The organism is Ruegeria sp. CI1, assembly GCF_056536925.1.
On the sequence record NZ_JBQFQP010000003.1, the window covers coordinates 97982 to 121110 of the forward strand.

Below are 23129 nucleotides of genomic sequence, written 5' to 3' on the forward strand. Positions count from 1 at the left end.
CTTTTGGCCACCAAAGTCAAATCTACAGAGCATTCTTGATACAGATCAACAACCGCCTCGCAGATTTTGCGATGCTTTTTGAATACCGGAGCGCGTTAAAGCACGCCGCTGGATGAAACATTCGGCCGGGCCTTCCTCAGCGCGAATAGTAAGAAATCATTTGGTGGGAAGAGAGATATGAAACATCGAAATCTGGTCACAGTCACCGCGATGGTGTCCGTGGTGTGCCTGAGCCTGAGCGCACATGCTCAGACGGAGTCACCGCCCGGCGCACCCGGTGCGACGACGACGATCAATGGCAAACAACTGCCGCCGCCTCCAGCCGAGTTTGGTGGCAAAATTGAGCCACAAGCGCTCAAGTCAACCGAGTATTGGCCACCGCGCGTGGTACCGCCGGAAGGGGCACCCAACGTTCTGCTTATCATCCTTGATGACGCTGGGTTTGGCGTTCCAAGCACCTTCGGTGGGGTAATCCCAACGGACACGATGGACGAACTGGCGGCCGAGGGTCTCAGCTTCACCAACATCCACTCCACCGCGCTGTGCTCGCCCACGCGCGCCGCGCTGATCACCGGGCGCAACCACCATTCGGTGGGCTTTGGCGTGATCTCGGAGCAGTCGACGGGCTTTCCCGGCTACAACTCGATCATTCCAGAGGACAAGGCGACCATCGGCCGGATACTATCAGACAACGGCTACGCAACTTCGTGGTTCGGGAAAGATCACAACACGCCGTCTTTCGCCGCCAGCCAGGCGGGACCATTCGACAAATGGCCCACAGGTCTCGGGTTTGAGTATTTCTATGGCTTTGTTGGCGGTGATGCGAACCAATGGCAACCAAACCTCTTCCGCAACACGACCCAGATTTACCCCTACGACGGAAATCCGGAATGGAACATGATCACGGGTATGGCGGATGATGCGATCCAGCACATTTCACGTCTGACCCAGATCGAACCCAATAAGCCGTTCTTCGTGAAATACGCGCCAGGTGCGACACATGCGCCGCACCACCCGACCAAGGAATGGGTGGAAAAGATCGAGGCGATGAACCTCTTTGACGACGGCTATGAAGCGCTGCGCCAGACGATATTCGAAAACCAGAAGAAGCTGGGGCTTGTCCCTCAGGATGCGACCTTGACGCCATGGCCCGCTGACAAGATCAAGCCATGGGATCAACTGAGCGATGACGAGAAAAAACTGTTCGTCAAGCAGGTCGAGGTCTTTGCCGCCTATGCGGCCTACACCGACCATGAGATTGGCCGCGTTGTCGATGCTATCGACGATCTGGGACGGTTGGAGAACACGCTGGTCATTTACATCAACGGTGACAACGGGACATCCGCCGAGGGCGGTCCCATGGGAACGCCGAACGAGGTTGCCTGGTTCAACGGTATCTCGGCCATGCCTGCCAAGACCCAACTTCAATGGTATGATGTTTGGGGCACCGAAGAGACGTACAACCACATGTCCGCAGGCTGGTCATGGGCTTTTGACACGCCGTTCGATTACTTCAAGCAAAATGCCAACCGGCTGGGTGGCGTGCGTCAGAACATGGTCGTGGCATGGCCCAAAGGGATTACCGACAAAGGCGGGATGCGCGATCAGTTCCTGCACGTGATCGACGTCGTCCCGACCCTTCTCGAAGTGACCGGTATCGCTGAACCGCTCGAGGTGGACGGCATCGTTCAGTCACCAATTGAAGGCACAAGCTTTGCCTATACCTTCGACAAGGCGAACGCAGATGCGCCAAGTCGTCACCGTACGCAGTACTTTGAGATGATGGGCCAATGGGCGCTGTATCACGAAGGCTGGTTCCTGAGCACCAAGGTCAACCGGATGCCCTGGGAAACACCCAAAACACCCAACCCGGATCCGCTCAATAATCAAGTGTTCGAGCTTTATGACCTGAGAACAGACATGAACCAGCAAAAGAACGTCGCTGCGGATCACCCTGAAAAAGTCGAGGAACTGAAGGCGATCTTCATCGAGGAAGCCAAAAAGTATCAGGTGTTCCCGCTGGATGCCTCTGTCACATCCCGCCTCGCGAAGCCGCGACCCAGCATCACCGCAGGCCGCACCGAGTTTGTCTATACGCAACCCATGATCGGTGTGCCTCAGGGCGACTCTCCCAGTATCTTGAATTCGTCCTATACGTTCACGGCCGAGATCGAGGTGCCTGACGGCAGCGCGGAGGGTATGATCGTGACGTCTGGCGGCAGGTTCGCGGGCTACGGGTTCTACCTCAAGGACGGCAAGCCGACTTTCACTTGGAACATGCTCAATCTTGAGCGCATCCAGTGGCAGGGTGACGACGCTTTGACACCAGGAAAACATACCGTCGAGTTCGATTTCAAATATGACGGATTGGGTGACGGAACGCTGGCCTATGGCGATGCCAGCGGCATCGGACAGAGTGGCACCGGCACCCTGAGCGTGGATGGCAAGGTTGTTGCGACCAAGAAGATGAAGAACACCATACCGGTCATTCTGCAATGGGATGAGTCGTTCGACATCGGGCAGGACACGCTAACAGGTGTCTACGACGACGACTACAAACCGCCCTTCAACCTGACTGCCAAGCTGGACAAGCTGACGTTGAAAATCGACCGGCCGAAACTTTCGGACGCCGATAAGAAGCGGCTTGAAGACGCAATGCATCGCGCGAGCGACTGATCATGCACGGCCCCCGTTATGTCGAGCGGGGGCCGTTCCATTCATTCGACGGGGACGACTATGCATACCAAGAAAAAGCAACAAAGTGTCGGTCCGACCCGACGCCAGATCTGTGCCGGTGCAGCGACATTGCTGGCAACGGCGGCAAGTCGTGATGCAGCGGCCCAAGACGCCAACCAGTCCGAGGCCGACTTTCTCTTCGTGCAGACGGCCAAGGACATGGCTTACGCCGCTGACGAAAATCGCCTGACGCTTCGAGGTGTAAGCCCGGTGACCCTGTTCTTCTCGGATCGCCCCGACCGGATCGCGGGCAACATGAAAACAGAGCGGTTTATTCCTTTCTGGAGCGAAGGCGAGGACAGTTTTCTGGCCGTGCCACCCAACGCCGATCTTTCGATCCTGGAAGGCGATGAACTCCTTCAAGTCGTCGTGGAGTTGAAGAACCCCGTGCTCGACGGGGACGATCTACACTACACGGTCGACCGCATTCTGACAGGCACAATGCCAGTGCTTGGGGAAAACATATCGCTTTTTATAGACGTTATCGGAATGCCGCGTACGCCGGTATCCGCAGCAGGGGTTCGGCGGCGCACCTACCGGCGTGCGGTTATGTACTAGCAACAGCGCGCGTGGTGCGTTGTTAAGATAGGGGGATACTGAATTGGCAAAACCAAGCACCTTGTACTGGTGGCTGGTTGGGCTTGGCTCGATCATCCTCGTCGTGGCAGAGGTCGTGTTTGGCGGCATCCTGCTTCACAGCGAAACAAGGCAGATCACCTCGACAACCCGCGTTCTATTGTTCCTGCTGAGCGGCAGCTTGTTGTCGCTCGCCATGCTCGCTGCGCTGCGCCACTACCTGTTGTCCACCAATGCCCGGCAGGAAACCACCGACCCTGAGCATGCGCCATCGTCGCGCGGTCTGAGTGTCATCCCCTTGGTGCGGGCAATCCTTATCACCTTTACCGTCATCATTGCGATCCTTGTCGCCCTTGCAGAGCTTGGGGTCAAAATTGCACCGATGTTGGCAGGGGCAGGCATCGTCGGGATCGTATTGGGTATGGGGGCGCAGAGCCTCTTGAAGGATATTCTAGCGGGCATTTTCTTTGTGATAGACGATGCCTTTCGGCTGGGAGAATATGTAGAGATCGGCGAGACACGCGGCACCGTCGAAAAGATTTCTCTGAGATCGATGCAAATCAGGCACCACCGGGGGGCGCTGCAAACGCTCCCCTACGGCACCATTCAATCGGTCAAGAATCTCAGCCGGGACTGGGTCATCTCAAAGCTTGAGTTTCAGGTCCCCCACGACACGGACATCCTCAAAGTCAAAAAAGTCATCAAAGCGCTGTCCAGGCAAATCGAAGAGGATGAGTATTTTGGTCCGCAAATGCTCTCTCCTGTTAAGTTTCAAGGTATCTACGGCGTCGATCTCTACGGGCTGACCGTGCGTGTCAAATTCACAACCCTGCCTGGCGAACAGTTTCTCATCCGCCGCGAAGTCTACAGGCTGGTTCAGCAAGGCTTTGCAAACAACGGTATCGAGTTTGCTGAACGTACTGTAAAAGTGGATCGTTCAGACGATGTTATTGCCACCGCGGACGACACCGAGGCACCGCGTGTATCGGCCTCTGGCTGACGGCTGACGTACTGGCGCGTCTAATCAATTGTTTTTCGCGCTTAAAAAAGGACATGGCCATGCGCTGTTTGACTGTATTGGTTGTCGTTGCCGCCGCAGTGATCAGCGGCTGCGGTGAACGCGGAACATTGGCCCTGTTGCCAAATGCTGCAACGCCGGCACGCGAAAGGACGATCCTGGTCGCGGCCTCCCGGGCACCTGCACCCGCGCCAGATTTCTTTACTGAAACCCGTTCCGACCAGACCAATTATTCCAAACTTGTCATCTCGATACCGCCAGCGCGGGAAATCGGGGAAGTGAGGTACCCTAAAGGACAAGATGTTGATCCTAACACGCAGTTCCTGGTCTCCTCTGCCGTTCGGCTGAAAGGCAAACAGGCATTTGTGCGGGCCATAAATGAAGAGGCCGGCAAACGCGCCGTCGATGACCGTCAAGGATTTGTTTTCGTCCATGGGTTCAATACCAATTCAGCCGAAGCTGTCATACGTGCAACCGCCCTCGCAGAAGATACCGGACGCGAAGGGGTCGAAATCGTGTATTCATGGCCTTCTGCCGGCCGCGTGTTGAAATACCTTGATGACCGTGAAAGCGCATTGTTTGCCCGTGGATCATTCAAAGAGACCCTCGCCGCCATGTCAGAGTCGCGTCTGACGAACTATCTGGTGGTTGCCCACTCCATGGGAAATTTCGTGGCCATGGACACCATGCGTGAATTGGCTCAGCAAAATCAAATATCGGTTTTGCGGAAAATCCGGGTTCTGATCCTGATATCTGCGGACCTCGACATAGATGTTTTCCGCACGCAGGCACAACCTGTCCTGGCGCAAGGTATACCCATCATCTTGCTGACAACAAACGATGATCTGGCACTTAGCTTCTCTTCAAAACTTCGGCGTCAGGGAGATAGGGTCGGTGATATCAAATCCGTGTCTGAGCTTGGCGGTCTGAAGGTTGCCGTATTTGACTTGACCAACATTAAGTCCGGTGACCCGCTGAAGCATTTCAAGATCGGCTCATCTCCGGAAATATTGAAATTCCTCAAGTCACTGCATCAGTCTGGAGGCGGCGTCATCAGCAACGACGCAACGGGACGCATCATTACCGTCGACGCAGAAAAACTTGAAGCTGAGACGGGCATCGTTTTAACGCAGTAATCAATATGCCGGTGCGCGTTCACCGCGTTATTTCTGCACGTGCTTGATTTCTTCGCTGCAAGCGCGAAACGCAACTCTTGAAAGTGACCACTTTGGGCTCAGAGCTGCCCAATGCTAACGCGGCACACCCCTGCTTTTGGGCCGAACAAGACCAGCCGTTGGCACAAACGCCAAACTCTCGATCTTAAGCCGTCCCTGTCGATCACCGGATATTCGCGCTTCGGAAGGCGACGTTCGTGTCGGACGCCGCGAATTCGGTCTCCGAGCCCATGATTGCTATTGCTATTTCGTGCTGCGTGCGCACGCAGCTGTGTCTTTGCTGCACGAGCAAATCAACGCTCGTTGTTCAGAAGAAAGGAATGTGGACATTCAACCCAAGAGACCCGGGTTTCCATAAGGAAACGACAATCTGGACGCCCTCAACCGCTTTGGATCGCCACGCGACCCCGAAAACCTCGTTACCTACTTTGAGTCTGCGAGGGGGTGGTAGCAGGCTGTCCACACACCATCTGACTGCTTTTCAAGACGCGGCGCTTCGCGCTCGCATAGGTCGCTGGCAAAGGCACACCGCGCCCGGAAGGCGCAGCCTTTTGGCGGGTTCAGCGGGTCTGGCAATTCGGTTTCCCGCCCCTCCGGCGCGGTCAACGGGCGTCCGACCACAGGCGCACTGTCAGCCAGAAGCTTGGTATAGGGATGCTTGGGATGCGCAAAGACCTGGTCCGCCGGGCCGACCTCGACCACCGCGCCGAAATAGAGCACCGCGACCCGGTCGCTGACCGCCTCGACCACGGCAAGGTCGTGGCTGATGAACAGATAGGTCAGACCGAATTGCTGCTTCAAATCGGCCAGCAGGTTCAGAACCTGCGCCTGCACCGACACGTCCAGCGCCGAAACGGGTTCGTCGAGGATGAGGATACGCGCATCCGCGGCCAGTGCGCGGGCAATGCCGATCCGCTGCGCCTGCCCGCCCGAGAACTCATGCGGATAGCGATCCAGAAATTCCTCGCGCAGGTTCACTGCGGCAAAGATCTCCCGTATGCGGTCCGCACGGGCCGCCGCGGGCATGTTGTGAAGGTGCTTCAACGGCGCTTCCATGATCTGACGGATCGTCTTGCGCGGGTTGAGGCTGCTGATCGGGTCCTGGAACACATATTGGATCTTCCGCCCGAACAAGGCCGGATCGGCGTTGTCCAGTGGTTCGCCATTGATCTCGATCGTGCCGGAGCTGGGCGGCAGGAGACCGACGAGCATCCGCGCGAGCGTGGATTTTCCGCAGCCCGACTCTCCGACAATGCCAAGGGTTTCGCCTTCTTCTACCGTCAGGGACAAGGGTTGCACGGCACGCACCAGCGCCTTTGGTGGGCCGAAAAGGCGCTTGCCGACAGGAAAGACCTTGCCAAGGCTTGTCAGCTTGAGAGCAGCGGTCATTGGAGTACCTCCTGCGCGGGGAGTTCCGGGGTGATGCAACGCACAAGGCTGTCGGAGGTGTGCGGCGCAAGCGCGATGTTGCCCCGCCGACAAGCGTCGCTTGCCTTGTGGCAACGCTCTGCAAAGGCGCATCCCTCGGGCAGTTTGTCCACCACGGGGGGCAGGCCGGGAATGGCAGCCAGTTCGCGGCGTCCCTGGCCCAGTTCGGGCACACAGGCCATCAGCCGCGCCGTATAGGGGTGGGCGGGTGCGTTCAGGATAGTCTGTGTCGGGCCTTCCTCGACGATCCGGCCCGCGTACATCACCGCGACCCGGTCGCACAGCTGGGCGACCACGCCGAAGTCATGGGTGATGAAGATAATGGCCAACCCGCGTTCCCGCCGCAGGTCATCCAGCAACGACAGGATTTGCGCCTGCACGGTCACATCCAGTGCCGTGGTCGGTTCATCTGCGATGATGACCTCGGGCTCGTTGGCCAGCGCCATGGCAATCCCCACGCGCTGCCGCATGCCGCCCGACATTTCGTGCGGGTAGCTGTCGACACGCTGTTCCGCATTCGGGATACGCACTGATTTCAACAGGTTGATGGCGTGTGCGCGCGCCTTGTGCCGATCAAACGGGTGATGTGCCCGAACCGCCTCGATCAACTGGTCGCCAACAGTATAGAGCGGGTGCAGCGTGGCCAGCGGATCCTGAAAGATGTAGGCGATCCTGTCGCCCCTGAGCGACCGCAGTTTTTCATAGGGCGCGCCGATCAGATCCTCGCCCTTGTAGTGGACCGCGCCGCCGGTGATCACGCCGGGGGGCGAGGCCACAAGCCCCATGATGCTGAGCGCGGTGACGGATTTGCCGGAGCCGCTTTCGCCGATCACCCCTAGGCATTCGCCGGGGTTCACCTGCAAATCGACACCGCCGACGGCGTTGTAGACGCGGTCCTTGACGTGAAATTGCGTTTTCAATCCAAGCAGTGCCAATAAGGTGTCGGGTTTGGCTTCCGGGACCGGTCCGGTCCGTTTGACCATGGTTGTCGGCATCGGGCGCGACAGGGCGCCGGATTTCAGGCGCGGGTCCAGCGCGTCGCGCACGCCGTCACCCAGAAGGTTGATGGCCATGACGATGATCAGGATCATCGCGCCCGGCACGACCGAGGTATGCGGATTGGTGATCAGCGCCGAGCGCGCCTCGCCCAGCATGGAGCCAAGGTCGGCCTGCGGCGGCTGCGACCCGAGGCCCAGAAAGCTGAGACCGGCGGTTTCAAGGATCATCCAGCCGATCGTTGTGGACATGGCGATCACGATCACCGGGATCACGTTGGGCAGCACCTCGGTCAGGATGATGCGCGCATCTGTCATGCCCGACAGCCGTGCTGCGTCGACGAATTCCTTATGGGCGATGCCCACGGTGATTCCACGAATGTTTCGGGCAAAGAACGGGATGTTGACCGCCGCGACCGCGATCAGCGCGTTCATCAGCCCCGGCCCAAGGGCTGCGACAATGGCCAGCGCCAGTAGGATGTAGGGGAAGGCCATCAGCATGTCGACGCCGCGCATGATGATGTTGTCCGTGCGCCCGCCGTTATAGCCCGCGATGATGCCGATGGCCGCGCCAAGCGTCGCGGCGACGATCGCGGCGGCGAAACCCACGGCCAGCGACAGGCGCGTGCCCCAGAGCAGGCGGCTGAGAAGATCGCGCCCGAGGTGATCGGTGCCCAGAAGGGCGCCGTCGGAAAACGGTCGCTTGAACCGGTTCGCCGTGTTGGTCACATCGGGATCGGCCAGCGGCAGAAGCGGCGTGATCAGCGCAAGCACGACGACCAGCCCCATCACGATCAACCCGCCAAGCGCAAGCCGGTTGCGCGCCAGAAGCTTCAGGAAGGCCATCATGTCTTGATCCTTGGGTCGAGCAGGCTTTGTGCGACATCGACCGCGATGTTGAACATCACATAGCAGGCGGCGACGAAGACCACGCCTCCCTGCACCAGCAGGATGTCGCGTTTCAGGATGGCATCGACCAGCATGCGCCCGACACCGGGCCATTGGAACACCATTTCGATATAGACGGCCCCGGACAGAACGAAACCGGCCTGCACCCCCAGCACCGGAATGATGCTGACCATCGCGGCGCGCAGGGCATGGCGCCAGATGACCGAGCGTTCATGCACGCCCTTGGCCCGCGCGGTACGGATGAAATCCTGACGCAGCACCTCGAGCATCGCCGAACGCGACAATCGGGCGATGACCCCGGTTGCCACCACCGCCAGCGCCAGCGCGGGCAGGGTCAGGTGGCTGATCAGCGCGGACAGGTCGCGTGCGCCATAGATGGGCCACATGCCTGAGACCGGGAACCATCGCAGTTTCACCGCGAAGATGAGGATCATCATCATACCAAGAAAAAACGATGGAATGGAGATACCCAGAAGAACCGCAAAAGTGATGGTCTTGTCGGCCAGGCCGTATTGCCGTGCCGCCGATACGACGCCCGCGGCGATGCCGAGTATTGAACACAGGACAAAGGCCGTGCCCGCCAGGATCAACGTCGCCCCGAAACGGTCAAGCACCTCGTCCAGAACCGCCCGGTTCAGTGAGAAGCTGCGCCCGAAATCGCCCTGAAGCATGTTGCCGAGCCAGATGAAATATCGCTGCACCATCGGCTTGTCCAAGCCAAGGTCGCGGTTGAGTTTTTCCACGTTTTCCGGGGTCGCGTAGGACCCGAGAATGGCCGTGGCGGGGTCGCCGGGGATCATGACCATGATGACGAAAACAATGATCGAAATTCCGAACAATACCGGAATCGCGGAAATCAGTCTTTTCAGGATATAGCCTGCCATTGCCCTCTCCCGGAAATGTGCAGCCGCGCAAGGCGCGCGGCTGCACCAGTCGCATTAGTTCTTGGTCACGTCATCCAGCAGCAGGAAGAACGACGGCTGGAGCGAGAAATTCTCGACACGGTCGGATGTGACCGCATTCTGCTTCCAGTTGGCTACGAAGACCCAGGGCGCGTCTTCCTGCACGATCACCTGCATCTCCTGATAGAGACGCGCGCGCTCTGCCTGATCGGTCGCCACGCGGGCGGCTTCCAGCAGTTCGTCAACTTTCGGGTTGGAATAGTAGCCCGAGTTGAACCCGCCCTGATCCGGCCATGCGGCTGTGCGCAGGGCAAGGAACGGAAGCGTGTCCGGGTCGTTGGTCATCCACGCCATTTCGGCCATGTCCGCCTTGCCTTCGAGGCCCGGATTCACCTCGCCAAGGAAGGTGTTCCATTCATAAGTCTCGATGTTGACGGTCAGGCCAACTGCCTGAAGGTCGGCCTGGATCGCGGTGCCCATGGCCACGGGATCCAGCATCCCCGACCCGCCCTCGGTGACGTAGAATGTCAATTCGGCGCCCTCGGCACCCGCCTCGGCAAGCAGTTCGCGCGCCTTGTCGGGATCATAGGGATAGGGTTCCAGGCTTTCGTTGTAGGCCCAGGCAAACGCCGGCGGAGTCGGGCCAGCGGCAACGGCGGCGGTGCCTTCCAGCACGTCGTTCACGATCGCTTCCTTGTTGATCGCATAGTTCGCGGCCTGACGAACGCGGACATCGGCAAAGGGGCCTTCCTTGGCGTTCAGGATCAGGAACCAGACGTGGGGCCCGGCCTGTTCGTGCACGGTGTAGGTTTCGCCCTGAAACTCGTTCAGCGCGACCGGGGGCACTTCGACCATCAGGTCGATGCCGCCTGCAAGCATCTCGGCGGTGCGGGTGTTGGCGTCGGTTATCGGGCGGAAGACGACGGCCTGCAATTCGGGCGCGCCGTCCCAATAGTCCGCGTTGGCCTCGATGACCACCGCTTCGTTCGACCGCCATTCTGCGAATTTGAAGGCGCCGGTACCGGACGGGTTGCGACCGAATTCGGCGCCGTGCTGTTCAACCGCGGTCGGCGACACGATCAGGCCCGTGGGATAGGCCAGGTTCGACAGGAACGGCGCATAGGGCGCGTTCAGGGTGAAACGAACGGTCAGATCGTCCACAACCTCGACATTCTCGACGGCAGAGAAGAAGAACGACAGCGGGAACGGACCGGTGTTGTGGTAGGGGTGGTTTTCGTCCAGCATCCGGTCGAAGTTGAACTTGACCGCATCGGCATTGAAGGCGCTGCCGTCATGGAAGGTCACGCCGTCGCGCAGTGTGAAGGTGTAAACCGTGCCGTCGTCGCTGATGTCCCAGGATGTGGCCAGCGAAGGTTCGACTTCAAGCGTGCCGTCCTTGTAGCGCACCAGCCCGTCATAGACGTTCATCAGGATGCGGAAATCGTTGACGGCGGTCACGGCGCCCGGGTCAAGCGCCTTGGGTTCGGCGATCTGCCCAACGATCAGAACATCATCAGGCGTCTGAGCCTGGGCCGCGAGCGGAGAGAGAGCAAGTGCCGTGGCTGCACCAGCAGCCAGCATTGCCCTGCGGGACAGTTTCAGCAGTTTCATGAGGTGTCTCCCTGTTATTTATCATGATGAATTGCATTCACGCAAATTATCATGATAAATACAAGGAAAATGTGTTAGGGCAGTTGAATGACCTTCTCGATTCTGACTTTCGACAAGAAAACAGGCACTTTTGCCGCCGCCGCAGCCACAGGAAGTCTCTGTGTGGGGGGGTGGGTTCTGCGCGGCGATATCGAATCAGGCCTGGTGGCTTCGCAGGGAACAGCGCCCAGTACGTTCTGGCGGGATAACGTGTTGCGGGCTATGCATCAGGGGCAATCGGCAAAAGAGGCTGTTGAGGCGGTGACCAAGAGCGATCCGGGGCGCGGACATCGCCAGCTGATCGCACTTGACCGTCAAGCCCGCGCCCACGGATTCACCGGGGCCGATAGCGTTGCCTATGCGAACCACATCACGGAACCAGGAATAGCCATCGCCGGAAACATGCTGAAAGGGCCAGAGGTGCTGGAGTCCATGATGTCTGCCGCGCGGACAGACGATATTTCAGTTGCTGACCGAATGCTTCGCGTTCTGAGCGCCGCAAAACAGGCCGGCGGCGATAGTCGAGGGGTGTTATCCGCTGCGCTGCTGGTACTTGCCCCGGATCGTGCCCCGTTGGATTTGCGCATCGATCACAGCGATGATCCCATCTCGGAATTGGAGAGCTTATGCCACCGGACCCGGCAACCCCCGTATTGCGATTGGTTGTCAGAGGTTCCCGTTCTCTTGGATAAATCTCGCGCCCCCGAGTAATCGCTGCCACCCTAAAACACCGACCAGCCCGTCGCCCGCGCCAGCATCGCCGCCGCGCGGGTGCCTGCATGTGAGTTCCCATAGTGGTTCAGCCCCGGCGACCAGATCGCGATTGACGCGACCTTCGGCGCGATCACCATAATTCCGCCCCCGACCCCGCTCTTGCCGGGCAGGCCGACCTGATAGGCGAACTCTCCTGACCCGTCATAGTGGCCGCATGTCATCATCAACGCATTGATACGCCGCGCATGCCGGGGCGAGATCACGTTCGGGCCGGTCGCAAGCCGGGCAAGCGATCTACCGGCAAGGGCGAGCTGCCGTGTTGTCATCTCGATTGCGCATTGATGGAAATAGGTCCCAAGGGTCAGGTCCGGCGCATTTTCGAGGTTGCCATGCGATTGAAGGTAATGTGCCAAAGCCTTGTTACGGGCGCCCGTCGATTTTTCCGACGCTGCGACACGTTCGTTGATATGAATGTCGTCGGTTTCCGCCAGAGTTCGGACCAGACCAAGAATTTCAGCGAGGGCCTGTTTGGGTTGCCGTCCGGACAAAAGCACATCGGTCGTGACAATTGCCCCAGCGTTCACAAAGGGATTGCGGGGGCGGCCCTTCTCGCGTTCCAGCAGGACGACGGAGTCAAACGACGTGCCGGATGGTTCGCGCCCGACTCGGCTCCACAATTGGTCGCCGATGCGCCCCAGCGTCGCCGCAAGGGAAAAGACCTTGGACACGCTTTGTATCGAGAAGGGGTCATCCGCAGCCCCGACGTTTAGGCATTCGCCGTTTGCCAGACAAACGCTCATCGCGAACCTGTTCGAAGGAACGTTCGCCAATTCCGGAATATACTGGGCTGGCGTACCCCAATTGTCCTGACGAAAAATCTCGTCATGGATGTCGCGCAACATGCGCTCTGTCAGGACCACATTACTCTCCCAGAAACCGCCGCTGCAAATGGGCTTCCTGAACGCACATCAGTTCTTCCGCGATCTGCATATGCGAATACATGATCTTGCGGGCCTGTTCCGGTTCGCCCTGCCGCAGGGCCTCTACCAGTTGCAGCTGGTGTTCCCGCCCCTTATGCCAAAGGTCGACGTTGGGTGGATCATATAACTGGCGATAGACTGTAAGGTCGGTCAGCGTCTGGGCCATGAACCCGATGACAAAGCCAAGCAACCGATTGCCAGCGAAATCCGATAGCCGGGCATGGAAAACCAGAGAGCTGATGTGCTGCTCTTTCTCTTCATCGGCAGAAGTCGCAGGTTCAGGGTGTCTCAGCGCAAGGCTGTGCAATTCCTCCAGCTGTCCTAAGTCAAGCCGCCCGGCAAGGCTGGCGGCGAGTTCGGGCTCCAGAACTTTCCGCATTTGATAGATGTCGGCGATGGACAGGTTCTGAAAGTAAAAGTAATTGGCTAAGAGGGACCGGGCGCGCTCAGTGGAAACCTCTCCTACAATGCTTCCACCGCCGGGGCCGGTCTTGGTCACGATCAGGCCTTGCGCCTCGAGAATGCGCAGCGCTTCACGGACAGTACCCTTAGATACACCAAACTGCTCAATCATCGCGCTTTCATTGGGCAGCTTGTCACCTGCCTTCAGATCACGTTCGACCACCCATTGTTTGATTTCATCCGCAACCCGAACCGGTCGCGATCGTTTTGGCTTGGGCGACGGTGTGCCGTTACCGTCCATACTGCACCTCAAATTTTATCATGATAAAATCATAGACACCTCAAGCGTCTATGTGTAGGGAAATATTTATCATGATAAATTAGAGGTTACCATGAGCTGGGGACAGTGCGCACAAGACCGGTTGTCGGATATCGCCAGATGCAGCGTTGATAGAAAAGGCGTTACGCGGTTTCCCTTTACGCCCCAGCACGAGGCTGCGCTGGATGTCATTCGCTCATGGATGTCACAGGCTGGCCTAAGAGTGCATATGGACGCGGCCGGCACACTCATCGGTCGCACGGAAGGGCCAAAGGGCGCGCCGACATTCTTGATCGGATCTCACCAGGATTCTGTGAGGAATGGCGGACGATACGACGGGATCATGGGCGTTGTCTTGGGGTGCCTCGCGCTTGAGAAACTTGTGGCAGACGGGATCGAACTGCCCTTTTCAGTCGAAGTCCTCGCCTTTGCCGACGAAGAAGGCGTTCGGTTTCCCACGGCCCTGATGGGGCCGCGCGCTTTGGCAGGCACCTTTGATCCGGCGATCCTGGATATGGCGGACAAAGACGGGGTATCCCTTCGGGCCGCGCTTGCCCGCTTTGGGGGTGATCCGGACTGCGTCGCGTCACTGGCACGGGACCACGCCAAGACATTGGGCTATCTGGAGGTCCATATCGAACAAGGACCGGTGCTGGAGGCAAAGGATAGCGCGCTTGGGGTTGTCACGGGCATCTGTGGCATCGAGCGGAACACTGTCACATTCACTGGCGATACGGGTCATGCCGGTACAGTTCCCATGGACGGCCGCCGTGATGCTCTGGTGGCCGCCTCGGATTTCATTTCAGCCATCCATGACGCGGCGAAACAGGCCACCGATCTGCGGGCGACCATTGGCGCATTGTCCTTGCATCCTAACGTAGTGAACGCGATCCCACGCGCGGTTGAATTGACCTTGGAGATTCGGGCGCTGAACGACACCGTCCGCGACGATTTCGCAAGATTGGCACGATCCCTGGGCGATAACATCTCGGGCGGGCGTCGCGTAGGGTTTTCGATGGAACGTACCTATGAACAACCCGCCGTACCATGTAATCGCGATCTGATTGACGCCCTGTCGACTGCTACCGGCGCAATCTGCCCAACCGCGCCGCGCCTGCCGTCCGGGGCCACACATGACGCATCGGCCATGGCAGACCTCTGTCCAATCGCGATGCTGTTTGTCCGCTGCGAAGACGGGGTTAGCCACAAACCAGAAGAATTCGCCGCGAGCGACGACATGGATGCTGCAATTCAATCTATTGCAACCTTTCTTGTGGCTTTGGAAGTTTGAAGCAGACTGCGATATCTCTAAGAACAAGCGCGTATCACAGCACTCTTTCCCGCAAGCACAAAATACACGACCTTGATCCACACGACGTCTTGCTCAAAGCCCAGAGTTCTGGTGCGAGAATTGCGAAGTATCGAATAGCTGCGCATGATGTGATTGAACGACTGGTCTGGTGTAGATTTCCGGCTTTTCCAATAGACACCGCTGCAGGTGCGAGCGATTGGCGCAAAAGCGATAGCTGCATCAGCAAAAGTCCGGTCTGTCCGCTCAGCGAACCTTCGCCGCACGCCACATCAAGGTCTGCAACGCGGGACTTAGCCGCCTTTTGCTCACGCGGCTACTGCTGACGCAGAATCAGTTCGCACTCGCCTAAGAGATATTGCTGCGCAACAGCGCACGTCACCGAAGCCGTCATTGCCTGCCTCTTTTGAGGGTCGCATCAAGACCGTACCTTTGCGGTACCATGCATGGACACGAAAAAGAACGGGCGGGACGTCGCTGAAGCCCCGATTGGAAAGACAGACCAATCTAGCGCCGTGAGGACGACGGTTGTGCGGGACCAGTCGATGCGGGTGGTCGGAGCGCTTTCAAGATCGAAATTCGTCAATGTAAGGTCCCGCGTTTCACAAGGACGCACCTTCAGCCTGTGCGGTCCAAGGACCATGGCGGTGCGATAGCGATAGCTGTCGTGCGTGCGATCGTGATCGTCGGCATGCGGCAGACCTAAGCAGACCGACCGCCAGAACGACGCCGACCCTGGCTGACGCCTTCCGGCACAGCCGCGCGCCATGCAGTCGTGCCTTTGCACCTTGCACAGATACGCTGGCCGAATCCTTCGCTCCAAAACGAAGTATTACACCGCAGGCAGAACCGCGGCTTCGGCACATCGCCGATCGCGCGGATGGGATGATCCATCAGGGCGTCTTCTAACTTTGATCGCATCAGATCCTCGCGTTCATTTGACCCCTGAAATTACGCTTTCAACGTCAATCGGAAACGGATGACATGCGCGGTCGGCATGGCATCCCTTCGTTTTCGGCGTCATGAATTTTCGAACGGTCCCGCAAACGCTCCTGTTCGGTTCCGGTTTCGGTCTTGGTATCGAGGACATCCTTGTCTGTCTGTGCCGTCCGCGATCCCGAGTAGAGATGGCGCAATTGCGCCTCCGACACCCCGTCTGCCTGCATGACGAGTTGCACCATCGGATCGGCCAGCATTTCTTCGAGAAAGACCTGTGAGAGGTCCTTTCCGGACAGTTTGTCTTTCGCGCGGGCATGGTCGAGATCGGCCAGCGACACTGACAGGCTCCGCGTCAATCCCGGATGGGACAGGCGTGGGTGCAGTTGGACCACAACCGAAGCCCTCCAGGCTTCCGGGTCCTTGTGACCAGGAGGCGAAGCGAGTTCCGTCTCGATATCATACTCACCGGCTGGAAGCGTTTCGTCAAAGCCGGGAAGTTTGAAAGGCCGGTCAAAAACCACGACGGTCTTGGCTGTTTGATCGTCCATTGCGTTTGATCCTTTCAATTGAGCAGTTTTCCGCGACATGGAGCAAAACCAGCCGCTTCCGGTGCATTCTTCAGGTTTTCTTCTGCCCGGGAGAACCCGCATTTGCAGCAGTGCCCGGCGCCTTGAATGGCGGTTCTTTTTTCGACGGTTCTGCAGGTTTGGATTTCAGTATGGCACCGACCTTGGTCGTCAGGAGTTTGAAATACATGTTCTTCATCCTTTTTGGGTGTTCCGCCGGAATTTCCGGGCCTTGATCAGGCTCGAATTCTCGAACGCGGCTTATTTGTATATGTGTATTGACCGGCCACTTTACTATGGCGCGGTGTCGGTTAAGTCGGCGGCACAAGACCGTCGTAGGCCCCGCTGGGATCATCTGGACGTTATACCAGGGTCAGGAAGGGGTGGGTCTCGCGGTCCTTGGCACTTCCGTTAATCCTTTGCTTGCCGTGAACAACCTTGGCGACATCTGGGGCCCTCATCGCTCGCATGAGGGCGCTGTGGTTCATGCCCATTTTCATCTCGGAGCCAACGGACACGGCGGAATTGGCTGTGTCGACAACGATGTGGTCGCTTGTCGCGCCGATAAACGTGATTCCTGAGGGAAACGTAAGACCGCTTGTGTCGGTGTCCTGTTGCCCGACAGCAAGGATCGTTCGGGCTCGGAGGTCATCACTCGGAACCAATTTGAGCATCCCAAGCTCCGGAGCAATTGACGCAGGTGGTCTTGCGCTTGGTTTGTCCCTACTTTCGATCACCTCGGCAAAAAGGGTAAACGCGTCCGTATGAAGTCCAGAGATCGGATGCCCTGTTACGGGGTCGGTGCCCAACAGGATCGCCTCGCCGAGGCGGAGGTTGTTGACGCGCCCGGTTGAACCTTCGCCAAGCGCCCATGGCAAATTGGCCGAGCCACCTCCTGAAACAAGCTCGACATGATGTCCGAAGGCACCTTCGACCTGAGTTGCCAGTCGCGAGAGCATGGCCATGTCACAGGCCGACGGTGCCGCGTTGCCCATGCAGGCAAAGTTTGCAGCGATGCCTCTGAGAGCAACACCGGGTGTTGCGATGACCCGAGCGGCGAAGTCATTGAGGTTCTCGGGCATGACGCCTTCGCGCATATCTCCCATTTCGACCATCAGGATGACACCGTGCGACGTGCCTTGTTGCTTCGCTGCTGCGCCAAGCTTCAGGATTGTTTCCATCTCTGTGTTGTAACTCGCGTCACAATTCTGGATGACGCCTTCCATCTCGCTCAGCATCGGCGCGCGGATCATCGAAATTGGGCACGTGATCCCCGCCGTCCGCATCCGAAAGAGGTTTGCGATACGGGCGTCGGCCAGACTGGCAACCCCACCGTCCAGTATCGCCACGGCCACGTCAGGATGCCCGCAGACGGCCTTGGTCACTCCGGTGACCGATATGCCGCGCGCGCACAGGCGACGGACGAGATATCGCGCGTTTGCCTGGATCTTGCCCAGATCAATTTCCACCCGCGGCGAGGTCATTCCGCGGCCACAAGAGGCACGGGCCGTAACTGCGGAAACGCGGCCAAGACCATGTCGCTCAGGTGCACTTCAGGCCGGGCCAGCGCGTCCGTTACCGGAATGCCGAAGTCGCGTGAAAGACTGTCAATTGCACGAATGACTTCGGTGCCCGTCATCGCTTCGTGATTCAGTGTGATACCAATCACCCGTGTGTCAGCAAAAGCTTCGATGAGGGCGATTTCGCTTTTCAGCCCGGGCATTGGCATGGCGGGAAAGTCGCAGCGGTGGGCCCGCTTGGGCGCATGTTGAAGAACAACACCGTGCGGCTGGCTGCCGCGCAGAATGAATGCCGAGGTGCAAAAGGCCGGATGGCTGAGCGCGCCTTGTCCTTCGATCAGGATGACATCCGGATCATCGCCGTGAGACGCCGCGACGATTAGGCGTTCAAGCTCCCCGCAGCAAAACTGGGGTGGCACCGCGTCCATGGCGATCCCGTATTTTGCGCCCTGCATAAGCCCTGTCTGGCCAGTGCCGACGAGGATAGTCTTGATACCGCGTGCGTTCAGTTCCCTGGCCAGAATAGTCGCAGTCGTCCGCTTGCCGATTGCACAATCTGTTCCCAATACGGCAATGCGAATTGCCTTCACCTCGGACACACTTCCGTCAAATAGGCGCATGTCCTTGCTTAGACGGGGTTTGCGGATGTCGCGGATCGACACGTTGGCCGCGTAAGCAGCGCTCGAAATCTCGGGATCATCACCGAGGTATTCGTGCAGACCGCTGACGATGTTCATGCCGAGCGCGATTGCGTCCAGCACGACCTCTCGATCTGCAGGTGACATCTTGCCCGTAGAGGGGGCCATGCCATAGATCAAAGTGTCGGGGATATGCACTTCACGCGTCACCGCAGCCTCAAGATCTTCAACGATGGGTATGCCGTTGCTAACATTTTCCAGCACCTGACCGCTGTCGTGTCCTTCAAGTTTGCTGTCGATGACCGAAAGAACGCGATAGGCTTGGCTGTGACGAACAAGACCGTTTGCGGTTTTCCCGTCAATCTGCCCGAAGTTCCCTTCACAATAGACCACCGCTGTGGGCACCCCCATTGTTATAGCTTTTTTGCCGCGAGATCGACGGGATGCGGATACGTCAGGTGGGGCTTGAGGGCCCATCGTGGACAGCCTTGCCATCGGGTTTTTTGCAATATCAGATTCCATGGTCATTCCTTTACCGGGCGGGCTTATCCGGGGCCGGTCGTTTGAAGCGTTCGTGCCGGTAGCCGCGTTTCAAATTTGGATTGCGCGCGTTAGTCGTTCAGGACGCAACGCCCTTGCGAGCGCTGGAAATTCCGATGGCACTCCCACCGGTTTCCCGATCTGTCGAGATGCGCATTGTCAGGGAGTTCAATCTCTGTGCAGCTGTCATCGGACTCTGCAAAGCCGCGATTACACTTCCAGCCTGAGCCATAGCTTCTTGCATCGTAGAAATATGCGTTCTCCGGGACGACAACAGCTTCACAGGTGTCATCGCGTTCGAAATAGCCCCGCTCACATGTCCAAGGCTGCCCGTATCCGGACCCATTCAGAAAGGCGTTCTCCGGGACCACGATTGCGACGCATGTGTCGCCTTCGACCTGGTAACCACGGTTGCAAAGCCAAGCGGCGCCATAGGAGTCAGCCGACAGATACGCATTGTCCGGCACAACGACTTCGAGGCAAATGTCGTCGACCTTCGTATAGCCACGAATGCAGTTCCATCTCTGTCCCGACGGGTCGAGATATCCGCCGTCGGGCACGACGACCTCAAGACAAGTCGCGTCATCGACCTCCTGAAACCCATGTAAGCACTCCCAGCCTGCGCCATAGGTTCGGTTGGTGGCATAGGCGTTCTCCGGAACGATGATGGCAAGGCAGGTATCGACGTCACGCCGGTATCCACGATCACATTCCCATTCCTCGCCATAGCTTCTGGCGGTGGCGTTGGCAGGCATAGGCGCATCCTGCGCAAACGCAGGGAAAGCGAAGGACGCGAACACACCGGCCACGGCTACCATCCTCACGATCAGCCTTGAAAACGGGCGTGTCGTTGGTTCTCCGTGGCGTCTCATTGGCACTTCCTTTGCAAACCGGAGTCCGTCGGTCGCCGCGCGTGTCTTCGACAGCCCAAGCGTCAGCGTTCCGGTGACCCGTCGGATGGGCGCGATTGGTGGCGAGGAGCCCTTGAAACCTGGTCCCGGCGGCATGCCTTCGTTTTCGGCCACCTGGATCGAGAAGTCCTGCGGGACTATCGGATGAGTGCTACCGGTCATCGCTGGGACAACTTGTGCAAAGCCGCAGCGGCAAGAGCATGTTCCTTCTGGTGGTAGTCGCCGCGGAACTTGCCATTGACCCGCACCTCCCAGATGCCATTTCTTTCGCGGACCTGAACCCCACTTCGCTGCACCGGCCGGCCCGTGGAAGAACCCTGCTCTCCTCTGCTTCTCGGCGGCTCGGGATTCTTGTCGGTCACGTCCGGCTCCTTCACTTTGGGCGCGCGCGCTTCTCCGAGGAGCATCACAGCGCGAATGAATTCTTCCGCGTAGTCGTCGGTTTCGCGGTGGTCGTGTTCGTGCCGGGCCATGCGCATCGGTTCGACGAACCGTTCTCGCAGGTGGTCGATGAAACGTGGCTCGGTGCGGGCCATGTAGGCGATCAGGGCCTGAAGCACCTTTTCATGAGCGAGCACACGCCGTTCGAGATCGGTTGTCTCGGGTGACGCTATCGGCATGGCGCGGTTCATCCTTCATCGACCGCGCTTTCCGCGCGCTCCGGGGATCGATCGACATCAAGGGTTGCCAGGCAGGCTTGCGCGATGTCTCGGTCAGGGGCATCGGTTCCCGGCATGGTCGCCCAGCCTGCCGCCATTAGTGCGTCGCGCCTCTGGTAGGTCGAGGCGGCTCGGATCGTTGCCAGTTTGTCCGCCCGCGCCGGGTCGGAGCGCGCCATGTCGAGGCAGACGGGCACCATAGAGGCGACGACATCGTTTCGGGACATCGCCACCGCCCGGTCATTCGAAGTGCCGCCGGTCACCCAGCCGCCCCACGTGAATCCGACGACACCGACAAAGACAGCGCCGATCACGGCACCATAGATACCGGGTTTGAGCCATTCGGGAGTTTTCATTTCAAGTCCTCCTGCGGAGAAAGCGCCGCATCGCTGTGATTGTTCGTTTCGGTTGTGGCCGCATCCCGGCTCAGCGCTTCTTTCAGGTCTTTTTCAGAAATGGCCCTCAACTCGGAACGTCCTGCATGAGTGCCCCTGCCGCGCACTGTCAGGTAGGTCGCCGTCCGTCGGTAGGCCTCGAAGCTCAGACCATGGAGAAGCTCTTCTTCGACGAGAACTTCGTAGTCGCCCGGGGGTAAATCGCCCGGGTATCCTGAAAAGGTGAACGGGTTCGAAAACGTCACCGTCGATCTGGTCGACCGCATGGTCATCTCTGGTCTCCGCAATGTTGGCAGATCCGTCGCTCACCACTGTTGGCGGCACCTCGAAACCGGGGCCTGATCAGTCGAGCGATTTCTCTTTTTGTACGTCAGGATCGTTCGACCGGTGCTGACGCAGGTTAGTCCCGGACGCTGAATCGGTTGCGAACTCTTTTGTGGACAGCCGTCAGCACTGATCTGTGTAAGGGCACTGGGGTCAACTTTCGCGTAGCCTTCGGGGCAAACAGGGCAATCTGCGGTCCTGTAACCAAGGAATGGAATGGCAATGACCGAATCCAATATTCTCAACCCGCACCCGCCTGAGTATGAGCAATTTCTCCATGCTTCGGTCGGCGAGGACCGGAACGGATCCGTTGTGACGCTCCTCTCCACGCTTGCGCGGCTCGGGCTGGACCCCTGGACAGAAACCACTGACATGGTCACGCTGGGGCGCGACGCGGCGCGCGCGAGGTTGGAGGCATTGCTTTCTCAATTTCGGGACGTTCCGATGCTTGCAAGCGAACACGGCAGGGTCGCACGAGAACTAAGCCAACTACTTCCCGAAAGCCCGAAGTCAAAGACCCTGGGGCAAGGAACTTCAGCGGTCGCCGACAGTCGCTTGGGCACTATGGGGGTATTCTGGGCAATAGCCACAATTATTTTTGTGCTGTTTCAGATGTTCATGGTTGGCGGGTCGGGGTCTGGCGAATGACCGTTTCCACTCAGACATCGACGCCGATGGGTCATTCTGCGCACAAGACCGGGACGCTTTCGCCACGCGAACAGGGCGTTCTTTGGGACATGGAGGAACATTTCTGGACCAGTGGTGCCGACAACGCGCGGGCGACGACAGCAACCAACGCCGTTATGATATTCCCTTATCCGCCTGGCATCCTTCAGGGCGACCAGATCTGGACCTATCTAAAGCAGAGCACCGGCTGGCGCTCTGTCGTCATGGCCGAACGGCGCGTGATTCGGTGTCATGACATCGCCATTCTCACCTACCGTGTCTCGGCGGAGAAAGCCGACGTGTCGATCTACAAGGCACTCTGCGCCTCAACCTACCTCAACGATGACGGCACTTGGCTGAGGATCTCCCACCAGCAAACCATGGTGGCCTGAATGCCGCAGTGTCATTCAACCTGCCGCACGCGCCGGGACTAACCTGCGTCAGTGCGGTGGGGCGTTGATATCGGCTAGAAGAGATGTACCCGCCGAGTATTTGGTAGGGCATTTTTTCCGAGTACCTGAGAAGCGTGTGGGCTTGCCGAACCCCAATAGGTCGGCATGTCGGCGCGCTTCTTATTTCTCGGAACGTCCATGAAAGGACAATTCCATGAGTGAAAAAAACCAAACTGCGGAAAACCAGACCGTGAAACACATGGCCTCGGTCAAGGCTGTCTGGGACAAGGCGCCCGAAGGCCCCAAAAAGGTCGCAGCGCTGAAGCACTATCAGGCCGCTGAAAAGGCCCATGAAGCCGAAAACGACGAAGAGGCCCACAACGAGCTCAAGCAAGCGAGCCGCGCACTGATGTAATGTCGGTATGCCTGTGAAAAGACGACAGGGCCGCCCAAACTTAGGGCGGCT

Annotated in this window: 23 protein-coding genes; 9 read left to right on the forward strand and 14 right to left on the reverse strand. The window is 58.5% G+C overall.

Going from position 1 to position 23129, the window contains the following annotated elements; translation table 11 throughout:
* The first annotated feature begins 177 nt into the window (after nt 1-177).
* The 4 genes from ACR0LZ_RS04240 to ACR0LZ_RS04255 are packed head-to-tail and all read left to right on the forward strand — an operon-like array spanning nt 178 to nt 5466.
* Entirely contained in the window at nt 178-2676 is a 2499-nt protein-coding gene (locus tag ACR0LZ_RS04240) for an arylsulfatase (protein ID WP_480748535.1), read from the forward strand.
* A 60-nt stretch (nt 2677-2736) separates the two neighbouring features.
* On the forward strand, nt 2737-3294 hold the full coding sequence (locus ACR0LZ_RS04245; RefSeq protein WP_480748536.1) for a hypothetical protein: 558 nt from the start codon (nt 2737-2739) through the stop codon (nt 3292-3294).
* A 43-nt stretch (nt 3295-3337) separates the two neighbouring features.
* Nucleotides 3338-4312 (forward strand): mechanosensitive ion channel family protein, encoded by a 975-nt coding sequence (locus ACR0LZ_RS04250; protein WP_480748537.1) that lies wholly within the window; start codon nt 3338-3340, stop codon nt 4310-4312.
* A 59-nt stretch (nt 4313-4371) separates the two neighbouring features.
* Nucleotides 4372-5466, forward strand: coding sequence for an alpha/beta hydrolase (locus ACR0LZ_RS04255; RefSeq protein WP_480748538.1), 1095 nt, complete (start codon nt 4372-4374; stop codon nt 5464-5466).
* Between the two features lie 462 nt (nt 5467-5928).
* On the opposite strand, the gene ACR0LZ_RS04260 is transcribed toward ACR0LZ_RS04255, so the two are convergent.
* The 4 genes from ACR0LZ_RS04260 to ACR0LZ_RS04275 are packed head-to-tail and all read right to left on the reverse strand — an operon-like array spanning nt 5929 to nt 11350.
* On the reverse strand, nt 5929-6894 hold the full coding sequence (locus ACR0LZ_RS04260; RefSeq protein WP_480748539.1) for an ABC transporter ATP-binding protein: 966 nt from the start codon (nt 6892-6894) through the stop codon (nt 5929-5931).
* Complete coding sequence (locus ACR0LZ_RS04265; protein ID WP_480748780.1) at nt 6891-8774, reverse strand: dipeptide/oligopeptide/nickel ABC transporter permease/ATP-binding protein; 1884 nt, start codon at nt 8772-8774, stop codon at nt 6891-6893. The genes ACR0LZ_RS04260 and ACR0LZ_RS04265 overlap by 4 nt, the downstream gene beginning before the upstream one ends.
* Nucleotides 8774-9721 (reverse strand): ABC transporter permease, encoded by a 948-nt coding sequence (locus tag ACR0LZ_RS04270; protein ID WP_480748540.1) that lies wholly within the window; start codon nt 9719-9721, stop codon nt 8774-8776. Before ACR0LZ_RS04270 ends, ACR0LZ_RS04265 begins: the two co-directional genes overlap by 1 nt.
* A gap of 54 nt (nt 9722-9775) precedes the next feature.
* Nucleotides 9776-11350 carry an ABC transporter substrate-binding protein gene (locus tag ACR0LZ_RS04275; protein ID WP_480748541.1) on the reverse strand — a complete coding sequence of 525 codons (1575 nt, stop codon included), beginning with the start codon at nt 11348-11350 and terminating at the stop codon, nt 9776-9778.
* An 87-nt stretch (nt 11351-11437) separates the two neighbouring features.
* Here ACR0LZ_RS04275 and ACR0LZ_RS04280 point away from each other — a divergent pair, with 87 nt between their 5' ends.
* Nucleotides 11438-12100: a DUF1028 domain-containing protein gene (locus ACR0LZ_RS04280; protein WP_300068291.1), complete on the forward strand. Its 663-nt coding sequence runs from the start codon at nt 11438-11440 to the stop codon at nt 12098-12100.
* An 11-nt stretch (nt 12101-12111) separates the two neighbouring features.
* Here ACR0LZ_RS04280 and ACR0LZ_RS04285 read toward each other — a convergent pair whose 3' ends face one another.
* Nucleotides 12112-13005, reverse strand: coding sequence for a glutaminase (locus tag ACR0LZ_RS04285; RefSeq protein ID WP_480748781.1), 894 nt, complete (start codon nt 13003-13005; stop codon nt 12112-12114).
* A 19-nt stretch (nt 13006-13024) separates the two neighbouring features.
* Nucleotides 13025-13786: a FadR/GntR family transcriptional regulator gene (locus ACR0LZ_RS04290; protein WP_480748542.1), complete on the reverse strand. Its 762-nt coding sequence runs from the start codon at nt 13784-13786 to the stop codon at nt 13025-13027.
* 91 nt (nt 13787-13877) lie between these two features.
* On the opposite strand from ACR0LZ_RS04290, the gene ACR0LZ_RS04295 reads away from it, so the two are divergent.
* Nucleotides 13878-15095, forward strand: a complete 1218-nt coding sequence (locus ACR0LZ_RS04295; RefSeq protein ID WP_480748543.1) for a M20 family metallo-hydrolase — start codon at nt 13878-13880, stop codon at nt 15093-15095.
* Between the two features lie 983 nt (nt 15096-16078).
* Here ACR0LZ_RS04295 and ACR0LZ_RS04300 read toward each other — a convergent pair.
* From ACR0LZ_RS04300 to ACR0LZ_RS04335, 8 genes are all read right to left on the reverse strand, one after another.
* On the reverse strand, nt 16079-16600 hold the full coding sequence (locus ACR0LZ_RS04300) for a hypothetical protein (RefSeq protein ID WP_480748544.1): 522 nt from the start codon (nt 16598-16600) through the stop codon (nt 16079-16081).
* Nucleotides 16601-16670: 70 nt separating this feature from the next.
* Nucleotides 16671-16808 carry a hypothetical protein gene (locus tag ACR0LZ_RS04305; RefSeq protein ID WP_480748545.1) on the reverse strand — a complete coding sequence of 46 codons (138 nt, stop codon included), beginning with the start codon at nt 16806-16808 and terminating at the stop codon, nt 16671-16673.
* A gap of 172 nt (nt 16809-16980) precedes the next feature.
* A complete protein-coding gene (locus ACR0LZ_RS04310) occupies nt 16981-18102 on the reverse strand; it encodes an alanine/ornithine racemase family PLP-dependent enzyme (RefSeq protein WP_480748546.1) in 1122 nt (373 codons plus the stop codon).
* A complete protein-coding gene (locus tag ACR0LZ_RS04315) occupies nt 18099-19187 on the reverse strand; it encodes an N-acetyltransferase DgcN family protein (protein WP_480748547.1) in 1089 nt (362 codons plus the stop codon). Before ACR0LZ_RS04315 ends, ACR0LZ_RS04310 begins: the two co-directional genes overlap by 4 nt.
* 200 nt (nt 19188-19387) lie before the next feature.
* Nucleotides 19388-20389 carry a hypothetical protein gene (locus ACR0LZ_RS04320; protein ID WP_480748548.1) on the reverse strand — a complete coding sequence of 334 codons (1002 nt, stop codon included), beginning with the start codon at nt 20387-20389 and terminating at the stop codon, nt 19388-19390.
* The gene (locus tag ACR0LZ_RS04325) at nt 20386-20847 is read right to left on the reverse strand and encodes a hypothetical protein (protein WP_480748549.1); all 462 of its coding nucleotides are present in this window, start codon (nt 20845-20847) and stop codon (nt 20386-20388) included. The genes ACR0LZ_RS04320 and ACR0LZ_RS04325 overlap by 4 nt, the downstream gene beginning before the upstream one ends.
* An 8-nt stretch (nt 20848-20855) precedes the next feature.
* Nucleotides 20856-21242, reverse strand: a complete 387-nt coding sequence (locus ACR0LZ_RS04330; protein ID WP_480748550.1) for a hypothetical protein — start codon at nt 21240-21242, stop codon at nt 20856-20858.
* Nucleotides 21239-21553, reverse strand: a complete 315-nt coding sequence (locus ACR0LZ_RS04335) for a hypothetical protein (protein WP_480748551.1) — start codon at nt 21551-21553, stop codon at nt 21239-21241. The genes ACR0LZ_RS04330 and ACR0LZ_RS04335 overlap by 4 nt, the downstream gene beginning before the upstream one ends.
* Nucleotides 21554-21827: 274 nt before the next feature.
* On the opposite strand from ACR0LZ_RS04335, the gene ACR0LZ_RS04340 reads away from it, so the two are divergent.
* The 3 genes from ACR0LZ_RS04340 to ACR0LZ_RS04350 all read left to right on the forward strand — a co-directional run bounded on the left by ACR0LZ_RS04340 (nt 21828) and on the right by ACR0LZ_RS04350 (nt 23078).
* Nucleotides 21828-22253, forward strand: coding sequence for a hypothetical protein (locus tag ACR0LZ_RS04340; RefSeq protein ID WP_480748552.1), 426 nt, complete (start codon nt 21828-21830; stop codon nt 22251-22253).
* Complete coding sequence (locus tag ACR0LZ_RS04345; protein WP_480748553.1) at nt 22250-22663, forward strand: hypothetical protein; 414 nt, start codon at nt 22250-22252, stop codon at nt 22661-22663. The genes ACR0LZ_RS04340 and ACR0LZ_RS04345 overlap by 4 nt, the downstream gene beginning before the upstream one ends.
* A 214-nt stretch (nt 22664-22877) precedes the next feature.
* Nucleotides 22878-23078 carry a hypothetical protein gene (locus tag ACR0LZ_RS04350; RefSeq protein ID WP_480748554.1) on the forward strand — a complete coding sequence of 67 codons (201 nt, stop codon included), beginning with the start codon at nt 22878-22880 and terminating at the stop codon, nt 23076-23078.
* Nucleotides 23079-23129 lie beyond the last annotated feature (51 nt).